The following is a 19246-nucleotide window of genomic DNA, read 5'->3' on the forward strand; positions in this document are numbered from 1 at the left end:
TGTCGGTCATGGCAGCGGGGATCTCGGGGAAACGGAAGGCAGGGCCGCAACTGGTGCGGCATCGCGGCGGTTCGGCAGCAAGGCGCTGCAGGCGTGCAGCACCAGGCACAGCGCGACGAAGCCGGCATTGGTCCAGGTGAACGCCTGCGGCGCGAACGGCGACATCACACAGGCATAGGCGATGCGCAGGAACACCAGCAGGTTGAACAGCGCCACGCCGCGGCCGAGCAGGCGCACGCTCCACAGCAGCGCCGCGTACAGCGCCAGCATCGCCGCCAGCGCGGCGCCGGGGCCGCCGGCCAGCAGGAACGGCAGGAACTCGGTGCCGACATTGATGTTCGGTGCATCCAGCGGGATGCCGGTGCCGGCGGTGGCGATGGAACCGCTCAGCGGCACCAGTTGATTGACCAGGAAACTGGCGTTTTCGTAGCCCTTGCTGAGCAGCGCGCCGAAGTTGTACGGACCAGCGCCGATGTACAGCAGCAGCCATTTGATGCCCTGCGGCGCAGCCCGGTACAGGTCGCCGAACGGCAGCGCCACCGACTCCAGCGAACCGGAGCGCAGCGTGCCCAGCAGCGAGAACGCGGCGGCGCCGGCGCACAGCAGCGCCAGTACCCGCTTCCACGGCAGCGGCCGTGCCGGGTCGCGGCGCAGCAAGACCAACAGGCCGACACTGAACACCGCCGCGAATAGGCGGTTGCGGTCGATCACCAGTACCGGGAAGGCGAAGCCTGCGAGCAGCAACGCATTGCGCACGCTGCGCTCGCGCACGCACAGCAGGCCGATCGGCGGCAGGATCCAGCACATGTTCGACACATGCCGCACGTGCGATTGCAGCGGGCTCAGGTCAGCGTAGGCAGAGGGGTTGTGCAGTAACGGGATCGGGAACAGCAGCAGGTCGAGCAGGCAGAACAGCCCCACCGCGGCGGCCAGACCCAGCGCGACGAAGGCCTCGCGGGTGCCGGCGTACTCGCGCGCACGGAATGCCGCCAGCGGCGGCAGGCGGATGCCGAGCAGCGCATCCAGCCCCAGCGTCGCCAGCGCCACGACGGCCAGCAGTGCGATGCCGGCGAGATAGCCCGGCGGCAGGTCGAAGGTGAGCAGGGTCAGCGCGCAGCTCAGTAGCAGCGGCAGGCCCAAATACGCCGACGGCAGGCGCAGCAGGCGGCTCATGTGCGCTCGGCCAGCGCCGGCTGGCCGACCTGGCGCAGTCGCGCCAACAGCGATAGCCACGCATGCGCCAGCAGATGCCCGCCCAGCGCCAGCGGGCTGCGCCGCAGGAACGCGATCTTGGCGGCGATGTAGTGCGCCTGCGCGTGCAGCAGGGTGCGGCAGGCCGGATCGAACAAGCGCGCGCGGCGCAGCGCCACCTGCCGCGACTCGGCCAGGTTGGCCAGGCGGCTGGGCAGATGCCGGGTACGGCTGGCGTTGTGGTCATGCACTCGGTAGGCGCAGACCGTCACGTCCAGGAAACCCAGCGCGTCGCGGGCGACCAGGCGCAGGAAGAAGTCCCAGTCCTCGATGCGCAGACCTTCGTCCCATTCCGCGCCCGGCTGCAGCGCGCTGCGCCGGACCAGCGCCACCGCCCCGCTCACCGCCCAATGGCGGATCACCGCGCGGCGGATGCCGGCCTCGCTCAGGTACAGGCGTTTGTCCACGCCGTGCAGGTCGCGCATGCTGCTCTGGTGCACGGTGCGGCCCTGGGTGTCGACCACGATGGCGTCGCCGATCACCGCGGCCTTGTGCGGATGCGCGCCCAGGTAGGCGACCTGCACGCCCAATCCGCCGGGCAGCAGATAGTCGTCGCTGGCGCCCAGGCGCAGGAACTCGCCGCGCGCCATCGCCACCAGGTGATTGAGTGTGGCAGCGATGCCGAGGTTCTCGCGCGGCCAGAAGCGCACATGCAGCCGCTCGCCGTGCTGCGCGATCCAGGCGGCGATGCACGCGGCGGTGCCGTCGCTGGAGCCGTCGTCGACGATCACCAGTTCCTTGTTCGGGTACGGATCCTCCAGCACGCTGTCCAGGCAGCGCTGCACGAAGCGCGCGTGGTTGTAGGCCGGGATCAGGATCGACACCAATGGCAGCGTCGGCGGTGTGCGTGGTGCGTCCATCAGCCAAGTCCTCGCAGGTAGCGGCGCACCACCAGCACGTTGAACGCCAGGTACAGGGCGTAGTTGCAGGCGAACGCGTAGGCCGCGCCGATCAGCCCCGTGCGCGCGGTGAACAGCACCACCAGGCCCAGGTAGCTGGCGGCGAACAGGCATTCGGAGAACACGAACAGCCGCGTCATCGCCTTGGCCAGCATCAGGTAGGACAGCACGAAGGAGGCGATCTTGAGCACGTCGCCGAACAGCTGCGGCGCGTACAGCGGCAACGCGGCGGCGAAATCGGCCGAGAACAGCAGCTGGGTGATCCAGTCGCGGCACAGGTACACCGCCGCCGCGGCCAGGAGTACCGCCGGCAGCACGTAGCGGTAGGCACCGCGCAGTTCCTGCCACAGCGCCTGGCGCGTGTGCAGCGCCGCCAGCTTCGGCAGGTAGTAGACGTTGATGGCGGTGGTGAAGAACAGCAGGTAGGCATCGGAGACGCGGCTCACCGCCTGCCAGTAGCCGACCTGCTGCCAGCCGAGCTGGACGGCCAGATGGTCGCGCACGCCGATGTTGACCAGCAGCGGCAGTAGCGCCGAGGCCAGGGTCATCGCCGAGAACGCGGCCAGCCGCCGCACCATCGCCGGGTCGAAACGGATGCGCAGCATCTCGCGGCGGAAATACGGACTGCGCCGCAGCGCCGGTACCCCGGCGCACAGCCAGGCCACCTGCCCCAGCACCAGCCCCAGCAGCGCGCCATACAAGCCAAGCCCATGCGCCAGGACGGCCACCATCAGCACGCTCAGTACCGCGCCGGCGACCTGGATGAAGGCCAGCCGGCGCACGTCCATGAAGCCGTTGACCACCGCCAGGATGTAGTTGGCCAGCGCAATGCCGAGCTGCGCCACCGCCAGCACGCAGATCAGCGGCTGGTACTGCGCGTCGCCGAGCAGGCGCTCGGCGATCAGCCGGCTGCACAGCAGCGCGGCCACGCCCATCGCGACCGCGGCGACGCAGGCGTAGCCGAGAGCACTGCCGAGCAGCCGGGTCAGCGACTGCGCATCGTCGCGATACTCGGCCACGTACTTGACCACGCCGGCACCGATGCCGCCGCCGGCCACCACCGCCAGCAACGACATCAGGCTGGTGAACTGGCCGAGCCGGGCAACCCCGGCCGGGCCGGCGTACACCGCCACCAGCTTCAGCACCAGCAACGCGGACAGCAGCTTGGCCGCGGTGGCCACGCCGCTGTACATGCCGCTGCGCAGCACGTTCATGCCGCCGCGTCACCGAAACGCTGGCAGGCGTCGATGACCTGCGCCACCGCCGCAGCGTCCAGGGTCGGGCCGATCGGCAGGCTGAGCACTTCGGCGCCGAGCCGCTCGCACAGCGGCAGCTGCAGCGTGGCCAGTTCCGGATAGGCCGGCTGGCGGTGCGGCAGCGTCGGGTAATGCACCAGGCAGTGCACGCCCTGGGCCTGCAGATGCTGCTGAAGAGCATCGCGCTGCGCACAGCGCACCACGAACAGGTGCCAGGCATGCGCGGCCGGGTCGGCCACCTGCGGCAAGGCGATCCGCGGATGCGCGATGCCATCGAGGTAGCGCTGGGCGATCGCGCGGCGCGCCGCGATGTCGGCGTCCAGGTGGCGCAGCTTGACCCGCAACAGCGCCGCCTGCAGTTCGTCCAGGCGCGAGTTCACGCCCTGCAGCAGGTGCCGATACTTGATGTCCGAACCGTAGTTGCGCAGCGACCGCAATTGCGCCGCCAGCGCATCGTCGTCGGTGGTCACCGCGCCGCCATCGCCGAGCGCGCCCAGGTTCTTGCCAGGAAAGAAGCTGAAGCCGGCGGCATCGCCGAAGCTGCCGGCATGGCGGCCGTCGCGGCGGGCGCCATGCGCCTGCGCCGCGTCCTCGATCAACAGCAGGCCATGCTGCTCGGCGATGCCACGCAGCGCGGCCATGTCGGCGAGCTGCCCATACAGGTGCACCGCCAGGATCGCCTTGGTGCGCGGACCGATCGTGCGTTCCACCTGCGCCGGGTCCAGATTGAAGCTGGCCGCCTCCGGCTCCAGAGGCACCGGCCGCAGCCGGTTCTCGCTGATCGCCAGGAAGCTGGCGATGAAGGTATTGCCCGGAACCAATACCTCGTCGCCTTCGCGCAACCGGCCCAGTGCGCGGTAGCCGCGCAGGATCAGCGTCAGCGCGTCCATGCCATTGCCGACACCGATGGCGTGGGCGGTGCCGCAGTAGGCGGCGAACTCGCGCTCGAACGCCTCCAGTTCCTCGCCGAGCACGTACCAGCCGGAATCGATCACCCGCGCAGCAGCGGCCTTGAGCTCGTCGGCATGGCGCGCGTTGCTGGCGCGCAGGTCGAGGAACGGCACGCTGGCCGGCGGCAGACTCATTGCAACTCCCAATGGTAGAAATCGTGGACCACGGCGCGTGCGCCGAAGCGCTCCTTCTGCTCGACCAGGCCGGCATTGAGCACCTGGCCCTGCTGCTCGGTGGAAATGCCCAGGCTGAGGAACGCGTGTTGCGCGTAGACCTGCTCGATCAGCTCGGCCAGCAGCAGGCTCAGCGCATCGGCGCGGCGGCCCGGCTCCGAGCAGGCCAGGTATTGGGTATGGACGACGTGGCCGAAGTCATAGACCAGCGTGCCGGCCAGCAGGTCGGCGCCATCGCGCACTTCGTAGGGCACGATCTGCGCCGGGAAGCGCGCGCACAGCAGGCGCAGCTCGTCCAGGCTGTGGGTCGGGCGTGCGTCATGGCGTTGCAGCACCTCGCCGAGCAGCGCATGCAGTGGCGCCGGATCCTCCACCCGTTGCACGCGCAGCCCGGCGCGGCGCGCCTTGGCCACCGAACGCTTGCGCGCAGCCGCGAAGCGTGGCGGTTCGCGTAGCGGCACCGCTGAGGACAGGTCGCGGCGCTGCAGGCGCGCACCCAACCGATGCAGCGCGTACAGGTCCTCATCCGCCGGGCTGCGGTGGAACAGATGCGGCACCGCCTTGTACAGCAGCGTGCGTACGCCGGCGCCGCGGTAGTGCGCCGCGATGCGTTCGAACGCCTCCAGCGTCGCCGTCGCGCGCAGCGCGTGGGTCGACACCAAGCCGGCATAGCTGAGCCCGGCATGGCTGGTCACCGCGTCGCCATCGCGGTTGGCCGGAAACACCGCCACGGGGGTGCCAGCGTCCTCGATCAGCAACGAGGCATCGACGAAGCGCGCCGCGTGGTAGTCCATGTAGTCGCGCCGGTGCAGCAGATTGCCGTTGCGCGAGGCCTGCACTACGGCATCCCACGCCGGCGCATCGGCCGCGGTGTAGGCCCTAACCGACAGCATCGCCGTCCTCCCACACCATGCCGGCGGGCACGTCCGCCTCGGCCACGCCGAAACCATCGCGGCCCATGGCGTTGCCGTTGTAGAACAGCAGCAGGCGCTCGCCGTGGCGAATCAGCGCCGGGTAGCACAGCGTGCGTGCGTCCCAGCCCTCGGCCGACAGCGGCAGGCCCAGCGCCGCGTCGCAGCGCTGCCACTGGCGGCCGTCGTCGCTGACCGCCATGCCGGGCAGATAGGCGCCGGCACGGCTGCCGTGAGTGAAGAGCATCAGATAGAGGCCATCGTGGCGGTACACCCGCGGGCGGCCGATGCGGTACTCGTCGCCTTGCGGCTGCAGGCAGGCCGTGTCCTGCCGCGGGATCGCCTGCAGGTCGTCGGTCTCCACGCAGCGGATGTGGTAGCGCGGGTACGGCGTGCCGCCGATCCATTCCCAGTCGTCGCCCACCGCGTACCACAGCTGCCAGCGGCCATCGCGATAGCGCGCCGAATGCACCGCGGCGATGGTGCTGCGGCCCGGCGCGCGGTCCAGCAGCGGCGTGTCCTGGCGGCGCTGGAACGAATCGCCGCCGTCGGTGGACACCGCCAGGCCGGTGAAGGCCAGGAACTTGGCCCGCGCCACCTGCTGGAAGCCGACATAGAACATGTACAGGCCGTCCGGCCCCTGCACCACGTCGCCGAGGATCATGCCGTTGTCGTCGAAACAGCCGGCGCGGCCGATGTCCAGCACGGGTTCGGCGCTGACGCCCAGCACCCGGGTTGGATCCTCGGCGCGCACGTCGACATAGCCGATGCGGCTGACCCCGGCCTCGTCGCGGAAGCCGGCGTAGATGCGCAGCCGCTCGGCATCCAGCCGCCACGGCGTTGGCGTCAGCGCCGAGTGCTGCATCCAGCCACCGACGCCGTGGCGCGCGGTGTCGAACACCAATCCGCGTTTGTGCCAGGCGAACATGCGCCTCACAGTTCCACGTCGAAGCTGGACTTGCCGGCCACCACCCGTGCAGGTGCACCGACATAGATGCGTCCGGGCTCGGTGTCGCGGGTCAGCAGCGCGCCGGCGCCGATCACGTTGTCGGCGGCCACCTTGACCCGGTCGCTGAGCGTGGCGTTGACCCCGACGAAGCTGGACGCGCCGATCTCGCAATAGCCGGAAATCACCGCGTGCGAGGCCACGAACACATGGTCGTGGATCACGGTGCGGTGGCCCACATGGTTGCCGCTCCACAGGATGCAGTTGGCGCCGATGCGGGTGAACGGCTGCAGCACGTTGTGCTCGAACACGAAGCAGTGCTCGCCCAGTTCCACGTTGCGCCAGACGAAGGCGTGCGAGCTGACGTAGCTGGCCATGCGGTAGCCCCGGCGCTTGGCATCCACATAGAAACGCGTGCGCAGCCGGTTGAGGCCGCTGGCGGGAATCGCCACGAACACCTCCACCTGCGACGGCGGATACCGTTGCTCGAGGTCCTCGTAGGCCACCACCGGCAGGCCGGTTAGGGTCGGCGCGGACAGGTAGTCGCGCTCCACGCTGAAGGCCAGCACCTCGTAGTCGCTGTCGTGGGTGAAGTACTCGCAGGCGATCTGCGCCAGTTCGCCGGCGCCGACGATGACCAGGGGACGCGCCATGGTCTAGGCCTCCTGCCGGCGTAGGCCCGCCGCTTCGCGCAGGAACTCGTCGTAGTCGAAGATGTAGTCGGTGGGGTCGTAGGCCTGGTCGGCGAGCACCATCAGCACGCAGTCCGCGCTGAAGTCGTAGAGATCGCGCCAGACCATGCTGCCGAGCAGCAGGCCCTGGCGCGGATCGTCCAGTACCACCTGCATCGGGCCGCTGCCGTCGTCGAGCAGGAACGACACCGATCCGTGCAGCGCCACCGCCAACTGGTTGAGATGGCGGTGCGCATGCTGGCCGCGGTGCACGCCGTTGCGGGTGGCGAACAGGTAATAGACGCGGCGGATGTCGAAAGGCACGTCGCGCTGTTGCTCCAGCGCCACGAGCTGGCCGCGCGCGTCGCCGTGCGTCCGCAACTGGATTCGTTCGATTGCCATCAGAGTGCCCGACCGGGCTCCACATCGGAGTGTCCAGGCTGAGTGCCGCGGGTCTGCGGAAAGGTTGCGCACACCGACCCGCACCGCGACGCAACCTTTCGCCACAGCGCCGGCACCCATCGACGACCACCGCTGCAACGATGCCCCGACTGCATCGTGCCGCGGCCCCGCATCGTCGCCTCCCAGGACACCGCGTACCGCCATGACCTCGCCCACGCCGGCCGCCCCGAAACCGCCTGTCTCCCCACCCGACGCGTCGACGCCATTGCCGCGGCCGATGGTGTGGCTGCACTGGCTCACCGTGCTGTGCCTGGTGCTGGCGGCGGGGCTGATCCTGCTGCGCGAAGAAGTGGAAGGCCGCATGTGGCGGCAGTGGTTGCTGGAAGGGCATCGCCACTTCGGCCTGTTCGTGCTCGGCCTGTTCTGCGTGCGCGTGGCGTTGCGCATGCGTCTGGGCAAGCGTCACGACGCGGAGGCCGGTTCGGCGCTGATGCGCTTCATGGCCGGCGCCACCCACGTGGTGATGTACGCGCTGCTGCTGACCTTGCCGGTGCTGGGTTGGACGCTGAGTCAATCGATGGGCAAGCCGGTGCATCTGTTCGGCGCAACCCTGCCCGAGCTGGTCGCGCCCGATCCCGATCTCGCCGACACCCTGGGCGCCTGGCATGTGGATGCGGCCTGGCTGCTGCTCGGCCTGATCCTGCTGCACATCGGCGCGGCCCTGTGGCACCACCTCGTCCGCCGCGACGCCGTGCTGCATCGCATGGTGCCGTTCCTGCGCCGCCGCTGAGTCGCGTCTCCCGTTCCCGCGTTTCCGTCCGTCGCCGCCCCCACCCGCCTGCCAAAGGACTTTCCGCATGCACCAGTCCCCATCGTCCCCCTCCACCTTCTCCCGCAGCGACAGGACGCGCGGCGCCGAGCAGGCGCTGCTGTGGTCGGCGCTGGGTTCGCTGCTGCTGGTGCTGAGCCCGCGCGCGGCTGCGGTGCCGGCGTTCGCGCGGCAGACCGGCTCGTCCTGCGCCGACTGCCACATCGGCGCCTACGGCCCGGCGCTGACCCCGTACGGCATGCGTTTCAAGCTCGGCGGCTACACCGACAGCGACGGCAACGGCACCAAGATCCCGGCCTCCGCACAGCTCACCGCCAACCGCAGCGTGCCGGCGCGCGGCGAGAGCCGCACCCGTTTCAGTGAGGCCGACCTGTACCTGGCCGGGCGCATCACCGACAACGTCGGCGGCTACGTCAAGGTCGCCACCACCAACAACGGCAAGAACGACTACACCACGCGCCTGGACAACGTGGACCTGCGCGCGGTGGTCAAGAGCTTCCAGCTCGGCGGCAAGGACACCCTGCTCGGCGTCAGCGTCAACAACAACCCCGGCAGCCAGGACCCGATCGGCATGCTGCCCAACGCCTCCGGCCTGGGTCCGGCCTCGGCCTATTCCAGTTCGACCACGCTGCTCAATCAGTCGTCGCTGTCCAACCGGGTGATCGGCACCAGCGTGTACGGCCTGTACGATCGCAACTGGTACGGCGAACTCGGCACCTACACCGCCCTGCCGGTGTCGACCCAGGACGACCTGGGCTACGCCGTCGGCGGCGATCCCGGCAAGCTCAGCGACACCGGCTACCTGCGCCTGAGCTACATGAAGGACCTCAAGCGGCAGTTCTTCTCCGCCGGCGTGGTCGCACTCACCACGCGCAGGCAGCTGCCGCGCAGCACCGGCCCGCGCGACGACTTCACCGATCTCGGCTACGACCTCAACTACCAGTTCCTGGGCACCCGCGAGCACATCCTCAAGCTCGGCTACCTCAACATCTACGAGCGCCGCCGCTACGGCAGCGCGCTGATCGACCCGACCAACCCGGCCCTGGCCGGCCCGCGCCGGGCCAGCGTGCGTGACCAGTCGATCAGCCTCAACTACACCTACAAGCAGAGCTACAGCCTGCTGCTGGCGCACTTCATCAACACCGGTTCGGACGATCCGTTCCGCTACCGCCCGTACGGTGCGCCGGACACCACCAGCAACCTGATCAGCGCCTCGTGGGCGCCGTTCGGCAAGGACGACAGCTACTCGTCGATCTCCAACCTGCGCCTGTCCGCGACCTGGTTCCGTTTCAGCAAGTTCAACGGCAGCACCGGCAACGTGTTCGGGGCCACCCCGGTCACCCGTCCGCGCGACCTCAACCAGTTCGCGCTGAGCCTGAGCCTCGCTTTCTGATTCCCCCGCACGGAGCTTCCCCCATGAAACGCACCAACCCCTTGTCCCTGTGTACCCTGCTGGCCGGCCTGCTGCCGCTGGCTGCCGCGGTAGCGCCGTCCGCGCATGCCGCCGGCGGCGCGCCAGGTGCCGGCGTGTTCGCCAGCGAATGCGCCGAATGCCATAGCGCCGCGCCGGCCAAGAACAAGAAGGGCCCGACCCTGTTCGGCGTGGCCGGGCGCCGCGCCGGCAGCGTGCCGGACTACGCCTATTCCGACGCGATGAAGCAGAGCCAGTGGACCTGGAGCGACGACAAGCTGCGCAGCTACCTGTCGCAACCGGCGTCCAAGGCCCTGCCGGGCGGCAAGATGAAGTACGACGGCCTGGACGATGCCAAGCAGTTGCAGGACCTGATCGCCTACCTGCACAGCCTGCATTGAACTCGCTGCCCGATCGGGTCATATTCGGCGCCCCACGGGCCGGCCACCGCGCCGCGCCCGTGTCCGATCCCTGACCTGCGAGCCTCGAGCCACCGTGCGTTTTCTCCCTGCCGTCCGCGGCACCTCGTCGTGGCTTCCCGCCGCACCCCGGCAGCGCGGGGCGGCCAGGGCATGCTGAACATGCGCGTGGGCCGGCTCGCCGCGACAGCCCGGCCGTCAGCGCGTCCAGGCGCCGGTGCGGCGCTGGCCGTGGGCCTGGCGCTCGCCGCCCTGCACGCACCGGCGGCGAGGGCCGGCGATGTCGGCGGCGCCGCCGGAATCAGCTCGCAGCTGGTCGACCGCGGTATCGCGCTGACCCGCGACACTCCGACCCTACAGGGTGCGCTGTTCTGGCTGCCGGCGCCGGGCTGGTCGCTGAGCGGCTCGGCCAGTGTGGCGCTGGACGCGCCGGGCAAGGTGCTGATGAGCAGCGTCGGCCTGTCGCGCAGCTGGACCGTGTCCGACAGCTGGCAGCTGCAGGCCGAGGCGCTGCTGTACCGCTACCCCGGCGCGCGCGCCAACCGCCTGTTCAACCGGGATGAAGTCAGCCTGGGCTGGAGCTACCGCGACCGCCTGAGCCTGTCGGTGGCCGCGTTCCGCCTGCCCGACAGCCGCCTGCGTCAGCGCTGGTATGGCGCGCTCGACGTCACTGCGCACCAGCCGCTGGCCGGTCCGCTGTCGCTGTCGGCCGGCGTCGGCATCAGCGAAGCCCCGCAGGCCCTGTATGGACTGCCGTACGCCACACACCACTATCGCTACGGCCACTCCGGGCTGATCTGGAACGCCGGGCGCTGGAGCGTGGAGGTGGACCGGGTGTTCAGCAACGCCCGCAGCGGCTATGCCGACCGCGGCCTGTGGCCCTGGGTGGCCAGCGTCTCCCGCAGCTTCTGAGTCGAGCGCAACCTTTCCGTGCCGCCCCGGCACATACCGGTGCCCGTTGCCACACCTGCCCCCATGAACGACACCGACCTGCTCGGCGATGCCACCGACCGCATGCTGCTCCGGCGCATGGCGGCCAGCGACCGCGAGGCGCTGACCCGCCTGTACCGCGCCTACCACGGCCGCCTGTGCCGATTCCTGTCGCGGCTGACCCGGCGCCCGGACATCATTGAGGAGGCGATCAACGACTGCTTCTGGATCGTCTGGCAGAAGGCCGGCGACTTCCGCGGCGACTCGCAGGTCTCGACCTGGATCATGGGCATCGCCTACCGCTGCGGGCTCAAGGCGATCCGCCACCACAGCGACGACGCCATCGACGACGGCGTGGCCGCCGAGGACCACGCCGCGGCAGCCGACCCGGACGAGGACCGCGAGCTGCGCGACTGGCTGGGCAAGGGCCTGGAACGGCTGTCGGCCGATCAGCGCCTGGTGGTGGAACTGGTCTACGGCCTCGGCCACAAGCTGGAAGAAGTGGCCGCGATCATGCAGTGCCCGGTGGGCACCATCAAGGCCCGGCTGTTCCATGCCCGGGTCAAGCTTCGCAACGTGCTGCCGGGATTGGCCGGCGGCGCGTCCACGCTGACGGAGAGCGCGTGATGAAAACGGGCTTCAACGAGCCGGGCAACGAGTGCGCGCATGCCTGGGAACTGATGCCGTGGGTGCTGCAGGACAGCGCCACGGAAGAAGACAACGAGTGGCTGGTGGCGCACCTGGCCAAGTGCCAGCACTGCAGTGCCGAGTTCGCCCAGCAGAGCCGCCTGCGCCTGGCCATGACCCTGCCCAGCGATGTGCCGGTGGACGCCGAGGCCGGGCTGCAGCGCCTGCTGCAGCGACTGGACGCGCCGGTGCCGCAGGCGCAGCCGCAGCGCAGCCGCACCAGCTGGACCACGCGGGCCCTGGTCGCTGCCGCGCTGCTGCAGGCGGTGGGCCTGGGCGTGCTAGGCATGCGCCTGTCCGCCGAGCACGAGCGCAGCACCGCCTATCGCACCCTCAGCGACGCCGCGCAACCGCTGGCCGCCGATGCGATCCGGGTGGTGCCGGATGCGCGCATGACCCTGGCCGACTGGGACGCGCTGTTGCGCAAGCTGCAGTTGCGGGTGATCGGCGGCCCCAACGCCGCCGGCGCCTACACCGTGGTGCCGACCCAGGCCGGGTCGGCGGCACAGCCGCAGCGCAGCGTGCAGCAGTTGCGCGCCACCGCCGGCATCCGCCTGGCGGAGCCGATCGCCGCGCCATGAAGCTGCATCTCGCCAGCCTGCTCGTCGCCTGCCTGGGCCTGGGTGCCTGCGCCCACGCCGCGCCGGCGGCCGTCGCCGATCCTGTGGCCGCGGCCAAGGCGCCCAGCCTGGATCCGTCGCCGGCGCTGGACAGCGAGCGCCAGATCGTCCTCGCCGTGGCCAACCCGATGGCCGCGCCGAGCCGCCACGCCGGCTCCAACCTGCTCGGCTACGCCTCCGCCCGCTACTACGGCGCCGGGACCCAGGCCGTCGCCACCCTGCAGGCGCTGAACAAGCGCTACGGCCTGCGCCAGGTCGCCGGCTGGCCGATCAAGGCACTGGGGCTGTACTGCGTGGTGCTGGAACCGGCGCCGGGTAGCGACCGCGCCGCGCTGCTGGCGCAACTGGCCAAGGACGACCGCGTGGCGCTGTCGCAGCCGCTGCAGGACTTCGGCACGTATTCGGCCGACAGCCAGGCCACGGCCGCGCCGGCACAACCGCTGCGCTACAACGATCCCTACGTGGACATGCAGCGCGGCTTCGCCGCCACCAACGCGGCCACCGCGCAGGCGCTAAGCCAGGGCCAGGGCGTGGACGTGGCGATCGTCGACACCGGCGTGGATACCGCGCATCCGGACCTGCGCGGGCGCCTGCGCAACACCCGCGACCTGGTCGCCGCCGATCCGGGCGCGTTCAACCGCGACCACCACGGCACCGAGGTCGCCGGCATCATCGCCGCCGGCAGCAACAACCATCTGGGCATCGTCGGCATCGCGCCGAAGGCGATGCTCGACGTGTACAAGGCCTGCTGGTATCCGCAGCGCCCCGGCGCCGGTGCCGGCTGCAATTCCTTCACCCTGGCCAAGGCGCTGGCGGCGATCGGCGACACCCGCACCCGCATCATCAATCTCAGCCTCGGCGGCCCGGCCGATCCGCTGCTGCGCAAGCTGCTGGAACAATTGCTGCGCGATGGCCGCATCGTGGTCGCGGCGATGCCGCCCAACGGCCGCATGGACGGGTTTCCCGATGGCATTCCCGGGGTGATCGTGGTGCGCAGCAGCGCCGCCACGCCGGCGCCGGCAGGCGTGCTCAGCGCGCCGGGCGAGGACATCCTCACCACCCAGCCCAACGGCGGCTACGACTTCACCTCCGGTTCGTCGATGGCCACCGCCCACGTCAGCGGCGTGGTCGCGCTGCTGCTGGCGCTGGCGCCGCAACTGGATGCGCGCCGCGTGCACGACCTGCTGTTGCGCACCAGCCGCACGCGCGACGGCCTGCTGCAGGTCGATGCCGCCGCCGCCGTACAGGCGCTGCCGCGCAGCGCTCCCCTCGCCCGCTGAAGGCCCCCAATGCGTTCCTGGATCCCGCTCTGGTTGCACCGGCTCGGTGCGCCGCCGACCTTCTACCGCGTGGCCGGCGCGGTGCGCCCGTGGAGCCTGGCCGCGGCCGTGCTGCTCGGCGCCATGGCGTGTTACGGCGGGCTGGTGCTGGCGCCGCCGGATTACCAGCAGCACGACGCCTACCGCATCATCTTCGTGCACGTTCCGTGCGCATGGATGAGCCTGTTCGTCTATGCGGCGATGGGCATGGCCGGCCTGGTCGCGCTGGTGTGGAGGATCAAGCTGGCGGAAATCGCCTGCATGGCCTCGGCACCGATCGGCGCGGCCTTCACTTTCGTCACCCTGTGTACCGGCTCGCTGTGGGGCCGGCCGATGTGGGGCACCTGGTGGACATGGGACGCACGACTGACCTCGGAACTGGTGCTGCTGTTCCTGTACCTGGGCGTGATCGGTCTGCACCGCGCCATCGACGATCCGCGCCAGGGCGCACGCGCCGCCGCGCTGCTGGCGCTGGTCGGGCTGATCAACCTGCCGATCGTGCATTACTCGGTGGTCTGGTGGAACACCCTGCACCAGGGCTCCACCGTGCGCGTGCTGGGCCCGTCGAAGATGCCGCTGTCGATGCTCTGGCCGCTGCTGACCGGGGTGGTCGCCAGCAAGTGCTACTACGTCGCCAGCCTGTGCGGGCGCATGCGCACCGACCTGCTGGCGCTGGAGCGCGGCAAGGCCTGGGTGCGTGCGATCGCGATGCAGGCCGCACCCATGCGGGCGTCGCCCACGGACGCGGTGCCGCTGCCCGCGGAACACGCGGCATGAGCGGGTTCTGGGCGATGGGCGGCTACGCCGTCTACGTGTGGAGCGCGTACGCGCTGGCGTTGGTGGTGCTGATCCTAGACAGCGCGCTGCCGCGCCGCCGCCAGCGCCGCCTGCTCGCCGGGATCCGTGCGCAAGTGGCGCGCGAACAGGTCCGCCGCGCCCGCGGCACTGCCGCCGCCGGAGTTCGCGATGCATCCCACCCGTAAGCGCCGCCTGCTGCTGGTGCTGCTGTTGCTCGGCGCCGCGGCGCTGGCCACCGGCCTGTTCGTGCTGGCCCTGCAGCACAACATCAGCTATCTGTTCACGCCGAGCCAGGTGCAGGCCGGCGCGGCCAGGGACTACCGGGTGTTCCGGCTCGGCGGCATGGTCAAGGCCGGTTCGATCGTGCGCGGCGCCGACTCGCTGCAGGTGCGGTTCACCGTGATCGACAAGGCCGGCGCCACCGCCGTCACCTACATCGGCATCCTGCCCGACCTGTTCCGCGACAACCAGGCGGTGATCGCCACCGGCTCGATGCAGGGCGCGCGCTTCGTCGCCACCGAAGTGCTGGCCAAGCACGACGAGACCTACATGCCGCAGGAATTGAAGGACGCGATGGCGCAGGCGCATGCCGATCGCGCCCACGTCGGCAACACCTCGGCGGGCGCTGCGGCGACGGCACGACCATGAGTGCGATCGCGCCCTGCCGCGCCGGAATAGCCGCGCGATGAGCGCCGAACTCGGCCAATGCGCGCTGATCCTGGCCTTGCTGCTGGCGCTGGTGCAGGCGGTGATGCCGCTGCTGGGCGCCTGGCGCGGCGAGCGCGCCTGGATGGCGGTGGCGCGGCCGGCCGCCTACGCCCAGGCCGGTTTCGCCTGGCTGGCCTTCGGCCTGCTCGCCTACGTGTTGCTGCAGCTGGATTTCTCGGTGCGCTACGTCGCCGCCAACGCCAACCTGGCGCAACCCTGGTACTACCGGCTGGCCGCAGTGTGGGGCGCGCACGAAGGCTCGCTGCTGCTGTGGATCGCCATCCTCAACCTGTGGACGGTGGCGCTGGCGCGCAGCGGCCGGCACCTGCCGGAAGCCTTCGCCGCGCGAGTGCTCGGCGTGCTCGGGCTGATCTCCACCGGCTTCCTGGCCTTCGTCCTGTTCACCTCCAATCCGTTCGCGCGGCTGTCGCCGATGCCGCGCGACGGCAGCGAACTGAACCCGGTGCTGCAGGACCCGGGCATGGTGTTCCACCCGCCGGTGCTGTACACCGGCTATGTCGGTTTCTCGGTGGCCTTCGCCTTCGCCATCGCCGCCCTGCTCGGCGGCGAACAGCAGCAGGCCTGGGTGCGCTGGGCACGGCCGTGGACCAACGTGGCCTGGGGCTTCCTCAGTGCCGGCATCGTCGCCGGTAGCTGGTGGGCCTATGCCGAGCTGGGCTGGGGCGGCTGGTGGTTCTGGGACCCGGTGGAGAACGCCAGCTTCATGCCGTGGCTGGTGGGCGCGGCACTGATCCACACCCAGGCGGTCACCGAGAAGCGCGGCGCGCTCGGCGCCTGGACCCTGCTGCTGTCGATCCTGGCGTTCTCGCTGTCGTTGCTGGGGACCTTCCTGGTGCGCTCCGGCGTGCTGACCTCCGTGCATGCCTTCGCCGCCGACCCGCGCCGCGGCCTGTACATCCTCGGCTTCCTGGTGCTGGTGGTCGGCGGCTCGCTGCTGTTGTACGCGCTGCGTGCGCCGCGCCTTGCCGCGGGCAAGCCGTTCGCCGCGCTGTCGCGGGAGACCGCGATCCTGGTCGGCAACCTGATGCTCAGCGTGGCCGCGGCGATGGTGCTGCTGGGCACGCTGTTTCCGCTGCTCGGCGATGCGCTGCGGCTGGGCAAGATCTCGGTCGGGCCGCCCTACTTCGGCCTGCTGTTCCCGCTGCTGATGCTGCCGGTGGTGCTGCTGCTGCCGTTCGGCCCCTACCTGCGCTGGGGCCGCACCGAGCCGGGCACACTGCGCGCGGTGGCCGCGCGCGCCGGGCTGGCCGCGCTGGCCTGCGCGCTGCTGGCGTGGTTGCTGAGCGCGGGCACGCTGCGCGCGGTGGCCGGCGTCGCCGCTGCGGCCTGGGTCGGCGTCGGTACTGCGCTGTATGCGCTCACCCGCTGGCGCAGCACCCCACGCGGCCGGCGCTTCCCTGCCGAACTGGCCGGCATGCTGCTCGCGCATGCCGGGGTCGCGGTGTTCGTGGCCGGCGTGCTGCTGTCGGAAAGCCTGTCGGTGGAGCGCGACGTGCGCCTGGATCCCGGCCAGAGCGCGCAGGTCGGCGCGCACGCGTTCCGCTTCGATGGCGTGCGCCTGGTCGACGGCCCCAACTGGAAGGCCGAGCAAGGCACGGTGACCGTGCTGCGCGACGGCACCGTGGTGGCGGTGCTGCATCCGCAGAAGCGCCTGTACAGCAGCGAACGGATCCAGACCGAGGCGGCGATCGACGCCGGCATGCTGCGCGACCTGTATGTCGCACTGGGCGAACCGGTCGACGACCAGCACATCGAATATGGCTGGACCCTGCGCCTGTACGACAAGCCCTTCATCCGCTGGATCTGGGCCGGCGGCCTGCTGATGATGCTCGGCGGCTTCGTCAGCGCCGGTGCGCGCCGCTTGCGCGCGCAGCCGGCTGCGGACAACGCGGCCACGCCGGCCGCCCTCGCCGGAGCCGCGCCATGAGCCGGCTGCTGCCGCTGGGCGCGTTCGTGCTGCTGGCCGTGCTGTTCGGCTTCGGCCTGTGGTGGAGCCGCAGCCACGATCCGCGCGAGGTGCCCTCGCCATTGCTGGGCAAGCCGGTGCCAGCGTTTGCGTTGCCGCGCCTGGACCGGCCGGACCTGCGCAGCGGCAGCCAGGCGTTGCGCGGCCGCCCGTATCTGCTCAACGTGTTCGGCAGCTGGTGCATGGCCTGTAGCGAGGAGCATCCGCTGCTGATGGCGCAGGGTCGGCAACTGGGCGTGACACTGGTCGGCTATGCCTATCGCGACGACCCGCACGACACCGCCGCCTGGCTGGCACAGCGCGGCAATCCCTATGCGCTGGTGCTGGTGGACGCCGATGGCCAGCGTGCGATCGACCTGGGCGTGTACGGCGCCCCGGAAACCTTCCTGATCGATGCCGATGGCGTGGTCCGCTACAAGCACGTCGGCGTGCTGACGCCGCAGGTGCTGGCCGACGAGCTGCGTCCGGCGATCGCGGCGCTCGACGAGGCGCGGCGATGAGCGCGATCGCCGCACGCACGCGCCGGCGCACGCCGTGGTGGCGGTTGCTGGTGCTGCTGTGGCTACTGGGCTGTGCATTGCCGGCCTGCGCCCAGGCGGTCGACCCGCTGCCGTTCAAGGACCGCGCACAGGAACAACGCTTTCAGCAGCTGACCGCGCAGCTGCGCTGCCTGGTCTGCCAGAACGAGAACCTGGCCGATTCCGATGCGACCCTGGCGCGCGACCTGCGCCACCAGGTGTTCGCGCAATTGCAGGCCGGACGCAGCGATGCGCAGATCAAGCAGTACATGGTCGATCGCTATTCGGCCTTCGTGCTGTACGACCCGCCGCTGGCGCCGCGCACCTGGCTGTTGTGGTTCGGGCCGGCGCTGTTGCTGCTGGGCGGCGCCGCGATGGTGCTGGCGACGCTGCGGCAACGCCGCCGCGCCATCGGCGCCGCAACGGCGGAAACGGACGCGGAGGACGCCTGGTGACGCCCGGCTTCCTGCTCGCCGCCGCGGCGATGCTGGGCATCGCCCTGTTCGCAGTACTGCGTCCGCTGCTCGTCCAGCGTCCCGGCGCACGTGCGCAGCGCGGTGTCGCGCTGCTGCTGGCGCTGAGCCTGCCACTGCTCGGCGCCAGCCTGTACTGGCGCATCGGCACGCCCGCGGCCCTGGCCGGCGTCCCGCTGCAACCGCTGCCGCCGGCCGCGCCGGACCAACCCGCGCAGTTGTTGCAAGGCTGGCTGCAGCAGGCCTGGGACGCGCAACAGGCGCGGCGCCCGCACGACGCGCAGCAGGCCTATGCGCAAGCCATGCGGATCGCTCCGGACAATGTCGAGGCCCTGCTCGGCTGGGCCGAGACCGACATGGCCCAACGCGCCGATCTCGCCGTCGGCAGCGCCGCACGCGCCATGCTCGACCGGGTGCTGGCGCAGCAACCGGACAATCAGCGCGCCCTATGGATGCGCGGCATCGCCGCCTTCCAGCAGCAGCGCTACGCCGCTGCGGCCGACGACTGGCGTCACCTGTTGACCCTGCTGCCAGCGTCGTCGCCACTGCGCGCGGCGGTGACGCAGAAGATCGCTGCCGCCGAAGCGATGACGGCAAAAGCAAACGCAGCGACCGCCACACCACACTGACGCGAACCTCCCGATCGCCACCGCGCTCGGCGCCCAATCAGAGCACGTACGCGATCTTTTCCTTCAGCATGTCCGCATTGAACGGCTTGACGATGTAGCCGCTGACGCCTGCTTCGCGGATGTCGATCAGCTTTTCGCTGCGCCCCTCCGTGACCACCATCAGGAACGGTGTGCTTTTCAGCTTCGCGTCGCGGCGCACCGTCCGCAACAACTCCAGGCCAGTCATCGGTTCCATGTTCGCATCGGAAATGACCAGGCCGATCTTCTCCGCCCGCATCGCGGCCAGTGCCGCCTCGCCATCGGCCGCCTCGATCACGTCGTTGTAACCGAGCTGGCCCAACAGCATGCGAATCAAACGCCGCATCGTGCGGTAGTCGTCCACCACCAGAATCTTCATCGCGTGTCCCTGTGCAGTCGAAGAAAACCACGCGGCTGCGCGCAGCCGCGTGGTTCGCTCG

General features: G+C 70.4%; 23 protein-coding genes. 14 read left to right on the plus strand and 9 right to left on the minus strand.

Annotated features, from left to right (window positions below):
• Positions 1 to 6: 6 nt before the first annotated feature.
• Genes ACP93_RS05475 through ACP93_RS05510 form a run of 8 tightly spaced genes read right to left on the minus strand, consistent with a single transcriptional unit; the run spans position 7 to position 7460 of the window.
• Positions 7 to 1173: a hypothetical protein gene (locus ACP93_RS05475; RefSeq protein ID WP_048489759.1), complete on the minus strand. Its 1167-nt coding sequence runs from the start codon at positions 1171 to 1173 to the stop codon at positions 7 to 9.
• On the minus strand, positions 1170 to 2111 hold the full coding sequence (locus tag ACP93_RS05480) for a glycosyltransferase family 2 protein (protein WP_048489760.1): 942 nt from the start codon (positions 2109 to 2111) through the stop codon (positions 1170 to 1172). Before ACP93_RS05480 ends, ACP93_RS05475 begins: the two co-directional genes overlap by 4 nt.
• Positions 2111 to 3364, minus strand: coding sequence for an O-antigen translocase (locus tag ACP93_RS05485; RefSeq protein ID WP_048489761.1), 1254 nt, complete (start codon positions 3362 to 3364; stop codon positions 2111 to 2113). Before ACP93_RS05485 ends, ACP93_RS05480 begins: the two co-directional genes overlap by 1 nt.
• The gene (locus ACP93_RS05490) at positions 3361 to 4491 is read right to left on the minus strand and encodes a DegT/DnrJ/EryC1/StrS family aminotransferase (RefSeq protein ID WP_048489762.1); all 1131 of its coding nucleotides are present in this window, start codon (positions 4489 to 4491) and stop codon (positions 3361 to 3363) included. Before ACP93_RS05490 ends, ACP93_RS05485 begins: the two co-directional genes overlap by 4 nt.
• Positions 4488 to 5423 (minus strand): GNAT family N-acetyltransferase, encoded by a 936-nt coding sequence (locus tag ACP93_RS05495; protein WP_048489763.1) that lies wholly within the window; start codon positions 5421 to 5423, stop codon positions 4488 to 4490. The genes ACP93_RS05490 and ACP93_RS05495 overlap by 4 nt, the downstream gene beginning before the upstream one ends.
• Positions 5410 to 6369 (minus strand): glycoside hydrolase family protein, encoded by a 960-nt coding sequence (locus ACP93_RS05500; RefSeq protein ID WP_048489764.1) that lies wholly within the window; start codon positions 6367 to 6369, stop codon positions 5410 to 5412. The genes ACP93_RS05495 and ACP93_RS05500 overlap by 14 nt, the downstream gene beginning before the upstream one ends.
• Positions 6370 to 6374: 5 nt before the next feature.
• Positions 6375 to 7040 (minus strand): acetyltransferase, encoded by a 666-nt coding sequence (locus ACP93_RS05505; RefSeq protein ID WP_048489765.1) that lies wholly within the window; start codon positions 7038 to 7040, stop codon positions 6375 to 6377.
• A gap of 3 nt (positions 7041 to 7043) precedes the next feature.
• A complete protein-coding gene (locus tag ACP93_RS05510; RefSeq protein ID WP_048489766.1) occupies positions 7044 to 7460 on the minus strand; it encodes a sugar 3,4-ketoisomerase in 417 nt (138 codons plus the stop codon).
• A 277-nt stretch (positions 7461 to 7737) separates the two neighbouring features.
• Between ACP93_RS05510 and ACP93_RS05515 the strand changes: the two genes are divergently transcribed.
• The 14 genes from ACP93_RS05515 (at position 7738) to ACP93_RS05580 (ending at position 18788) form a co-directional block, all read left to right on the plus strand.
• Positions 7738 to 8250 (plus strand): cytochrome b, encoded by a 513-nt coding sequence (locus ACP93_RS05515; RefSeq protein ID WP_048489767.1) that lies wholly within the window; start codon positions 7738 to 7740, stop codon positions 8248 to 8250.
• A gap of 67 nt (positions 8251 to 8317) precedes the next feature.
• On the plus strand, positions 8318 to 9682 hold the full coding sequence (locus ACP93_RS05520) for a hypothetical protein (protein ID WP_048489768.1): 1365 nt from the start codon (positions 8318 to 8320) through the stop codon (positions 9680 to 9682).
• A gap of 23 nt (positions 9683 to 9705) precedes the next feature.
• Positions 9706 to 10101 (plus strand): c-type cytochrome, encoded by a 396-nt coding sequence (locus tag ACP93_RS05525; protein WP_048489769.1) that lies wholly within the window; start codon positions 9706 to 9708, stop codon positions 10099 to 10101.
• 129 nt (positions 10102 to 10230) lie between these two features.
• Positions 10231 to 11031 (plus strand): hypothetical protein, encoded by an 801-nt coding sequence (locus ACP93_RS05530; RefSeq protein ID WP_228135965.1) that lies wholly within the window; start codon positions 10231 to 10233, stop codon positions 11029 to 11031.
• A 63-nt stretch (positions 11032 to 11094) separates the two neighbouring features.
• Positions 11095 to 11676 carry an RNA polymerase sigma factor gene (locus ACP93_RS05535; RefSeq protein ID WP_048489770.1) on the plus strand — a complete coding sequence of 194 codons (582 nt, stop codon included), beginning with the start codon at positions 11095 to 11097 and terminating at the stop codon, positions 11674 to 11676.
• On the plus strand, positions 11676 to 12317 hold the full coding sequence (locus ACP93_RS05540) for a hypothetical protein (protein ID WP_048489771.1): 642 nt from the start codon (positions 11676 to 11678) through the stop codon (positions 12315 to 12317). The genes ACP93_RS05535 and ACP93_RS05540 overlap by 1 nt, the downstream gene beginning before the upstream one ends.
• Complete coding sequence (locus ACP93_RS05545; RefSeq protein ID WP_048489772.1) at positions 12314 to 13636, plus strand: S8 family serine peptidase; 1323 nt, start codon at positions 12314 to 12316, stop codon at positions 13634 to 13636. The genes ACP93_RS05540 and ACP93_RS05545 overlap by 4 nt, the downstream gene beginning before the upstream one ends.
• A gap of 9 nt (positions 13637 to 13645) precedes the next feature.
• The gene (locus tag ACP93_RS05550; RefSeq protein ID WP_048489773.1) at positions 13646 to 14452 is read left to right on the plus strand and encodes a heme ABC transporter permease; all 807 of its coding nucleotides are present in this window, start codon (positions 13646 to 13648) and stop codon (positions 14450 to 14452) included.
• Positions 14449 to 14658, plus strand: coding sequence for a heme exporter protein CcmD (gene ccmD / locus ACP93_RS05555; RefSeq protein ID WP_048489774.1), 210 nt, complete (start codon positions 14449 to 14451; stop codon positions 14656 to 14658). Before ACP93_RS05550 ends, ccmD begins: the two co-directional genes overlap by 4 nt.
• On the plus strand, positions 14642 to 15121 hold the full coding sequence (gene ccmE / locus ACP93_RS05560; protein ID WP_048489775.1) for a cytochrome c maturation protein CcmE: 480 nt from the start codon (positions 14642 to 14644) through the stop codon (positions 15119 to 15121). Before ccmD ends, ccmE begins: the two co-directional genes overlap by 17 nt.
• Positions 15122 to 15158: 37 nt before the next feature.
• Positions 15159 to 17129 carry a heme lyase CcmF/NrfE family subunit gene (locus ACP93_RS05565; RefSeq protein WP_048489776.1) on the plus strand — a complete coding sequence of 657 codons (1971 nt, stop codon included), beginning with the start codon at positions 15159 to 15161 and terminating at the stop codon, positions 17127 to 17129.
• A complete protein-coding gene (locus ACP93_RS05570; protein ID WP_048489777.1) occupies positions 17126 to 17668 on the plus strand; it encodes a DsbE family thiol:disulfide interchange protein in 543 nt (180 codons plus the stop codon). The genes ACP93_RS05565 and ACP93_RS05570 overlap by 4 nt, the downstream gene beginning before the upstream one ends.
• On the plus strand, positions 17665 to 18141 hold the full coding sequence (locus ACP93_RS05575) for a cytochrome c-type biogenesis protein (protein WP_048489778.1): 477 nt from the start codon (positions 17665 to 17667) through the stop codon (positions 18139 to 18141). The genes ACP93_RS05570 and ACP93_RS05575 overlap by 4 nt, the downstream gene beginning before the upstream one ends.
• Positions 18138 to 18788, plus strand: coding sequence for a tetratricopeptide repeat protein (locus tag ACP93_RS05580; protein ID WP_048489779.1), 651 nt, complete (start codon positions 18138 to 18140; stop codon positions 18786 to 18788). Before ACP93_RS05575 ends, ACP93_RS05580 begins: the two co-directional genes overlap by 4 nt.
• A 37-nt stretch (positions 18789 to 18825) precedes the next feature.
• Here ACP93_RS05580 and ACP93_RS05585 read toward each other — a convergent pair whose 3' ends face one another.
• Positions 18826 to 19185: a response regulator gene (locus ACP93_RS05585; protein ID WP_048489780.1), complete on the minus strand. Its 360-nt coding sequence runs from the start codon at positions 19183 to 19185 to the stop codon at positions 18826 to 18828.
• Positions 19186 to 19246: the final 61 nt, after the last annotated feature.

The sequence above is a fragment of the Xanthomonas sp. NCPPB 1128 genome, assembly GCF_001043115.1.
Taxonomy (GTDB): Bacteria; Pseudomonadota; Gammaproteobacteria; order Xanthomonadales; family Xanthomonadaceae; genus Xanthomonas_A.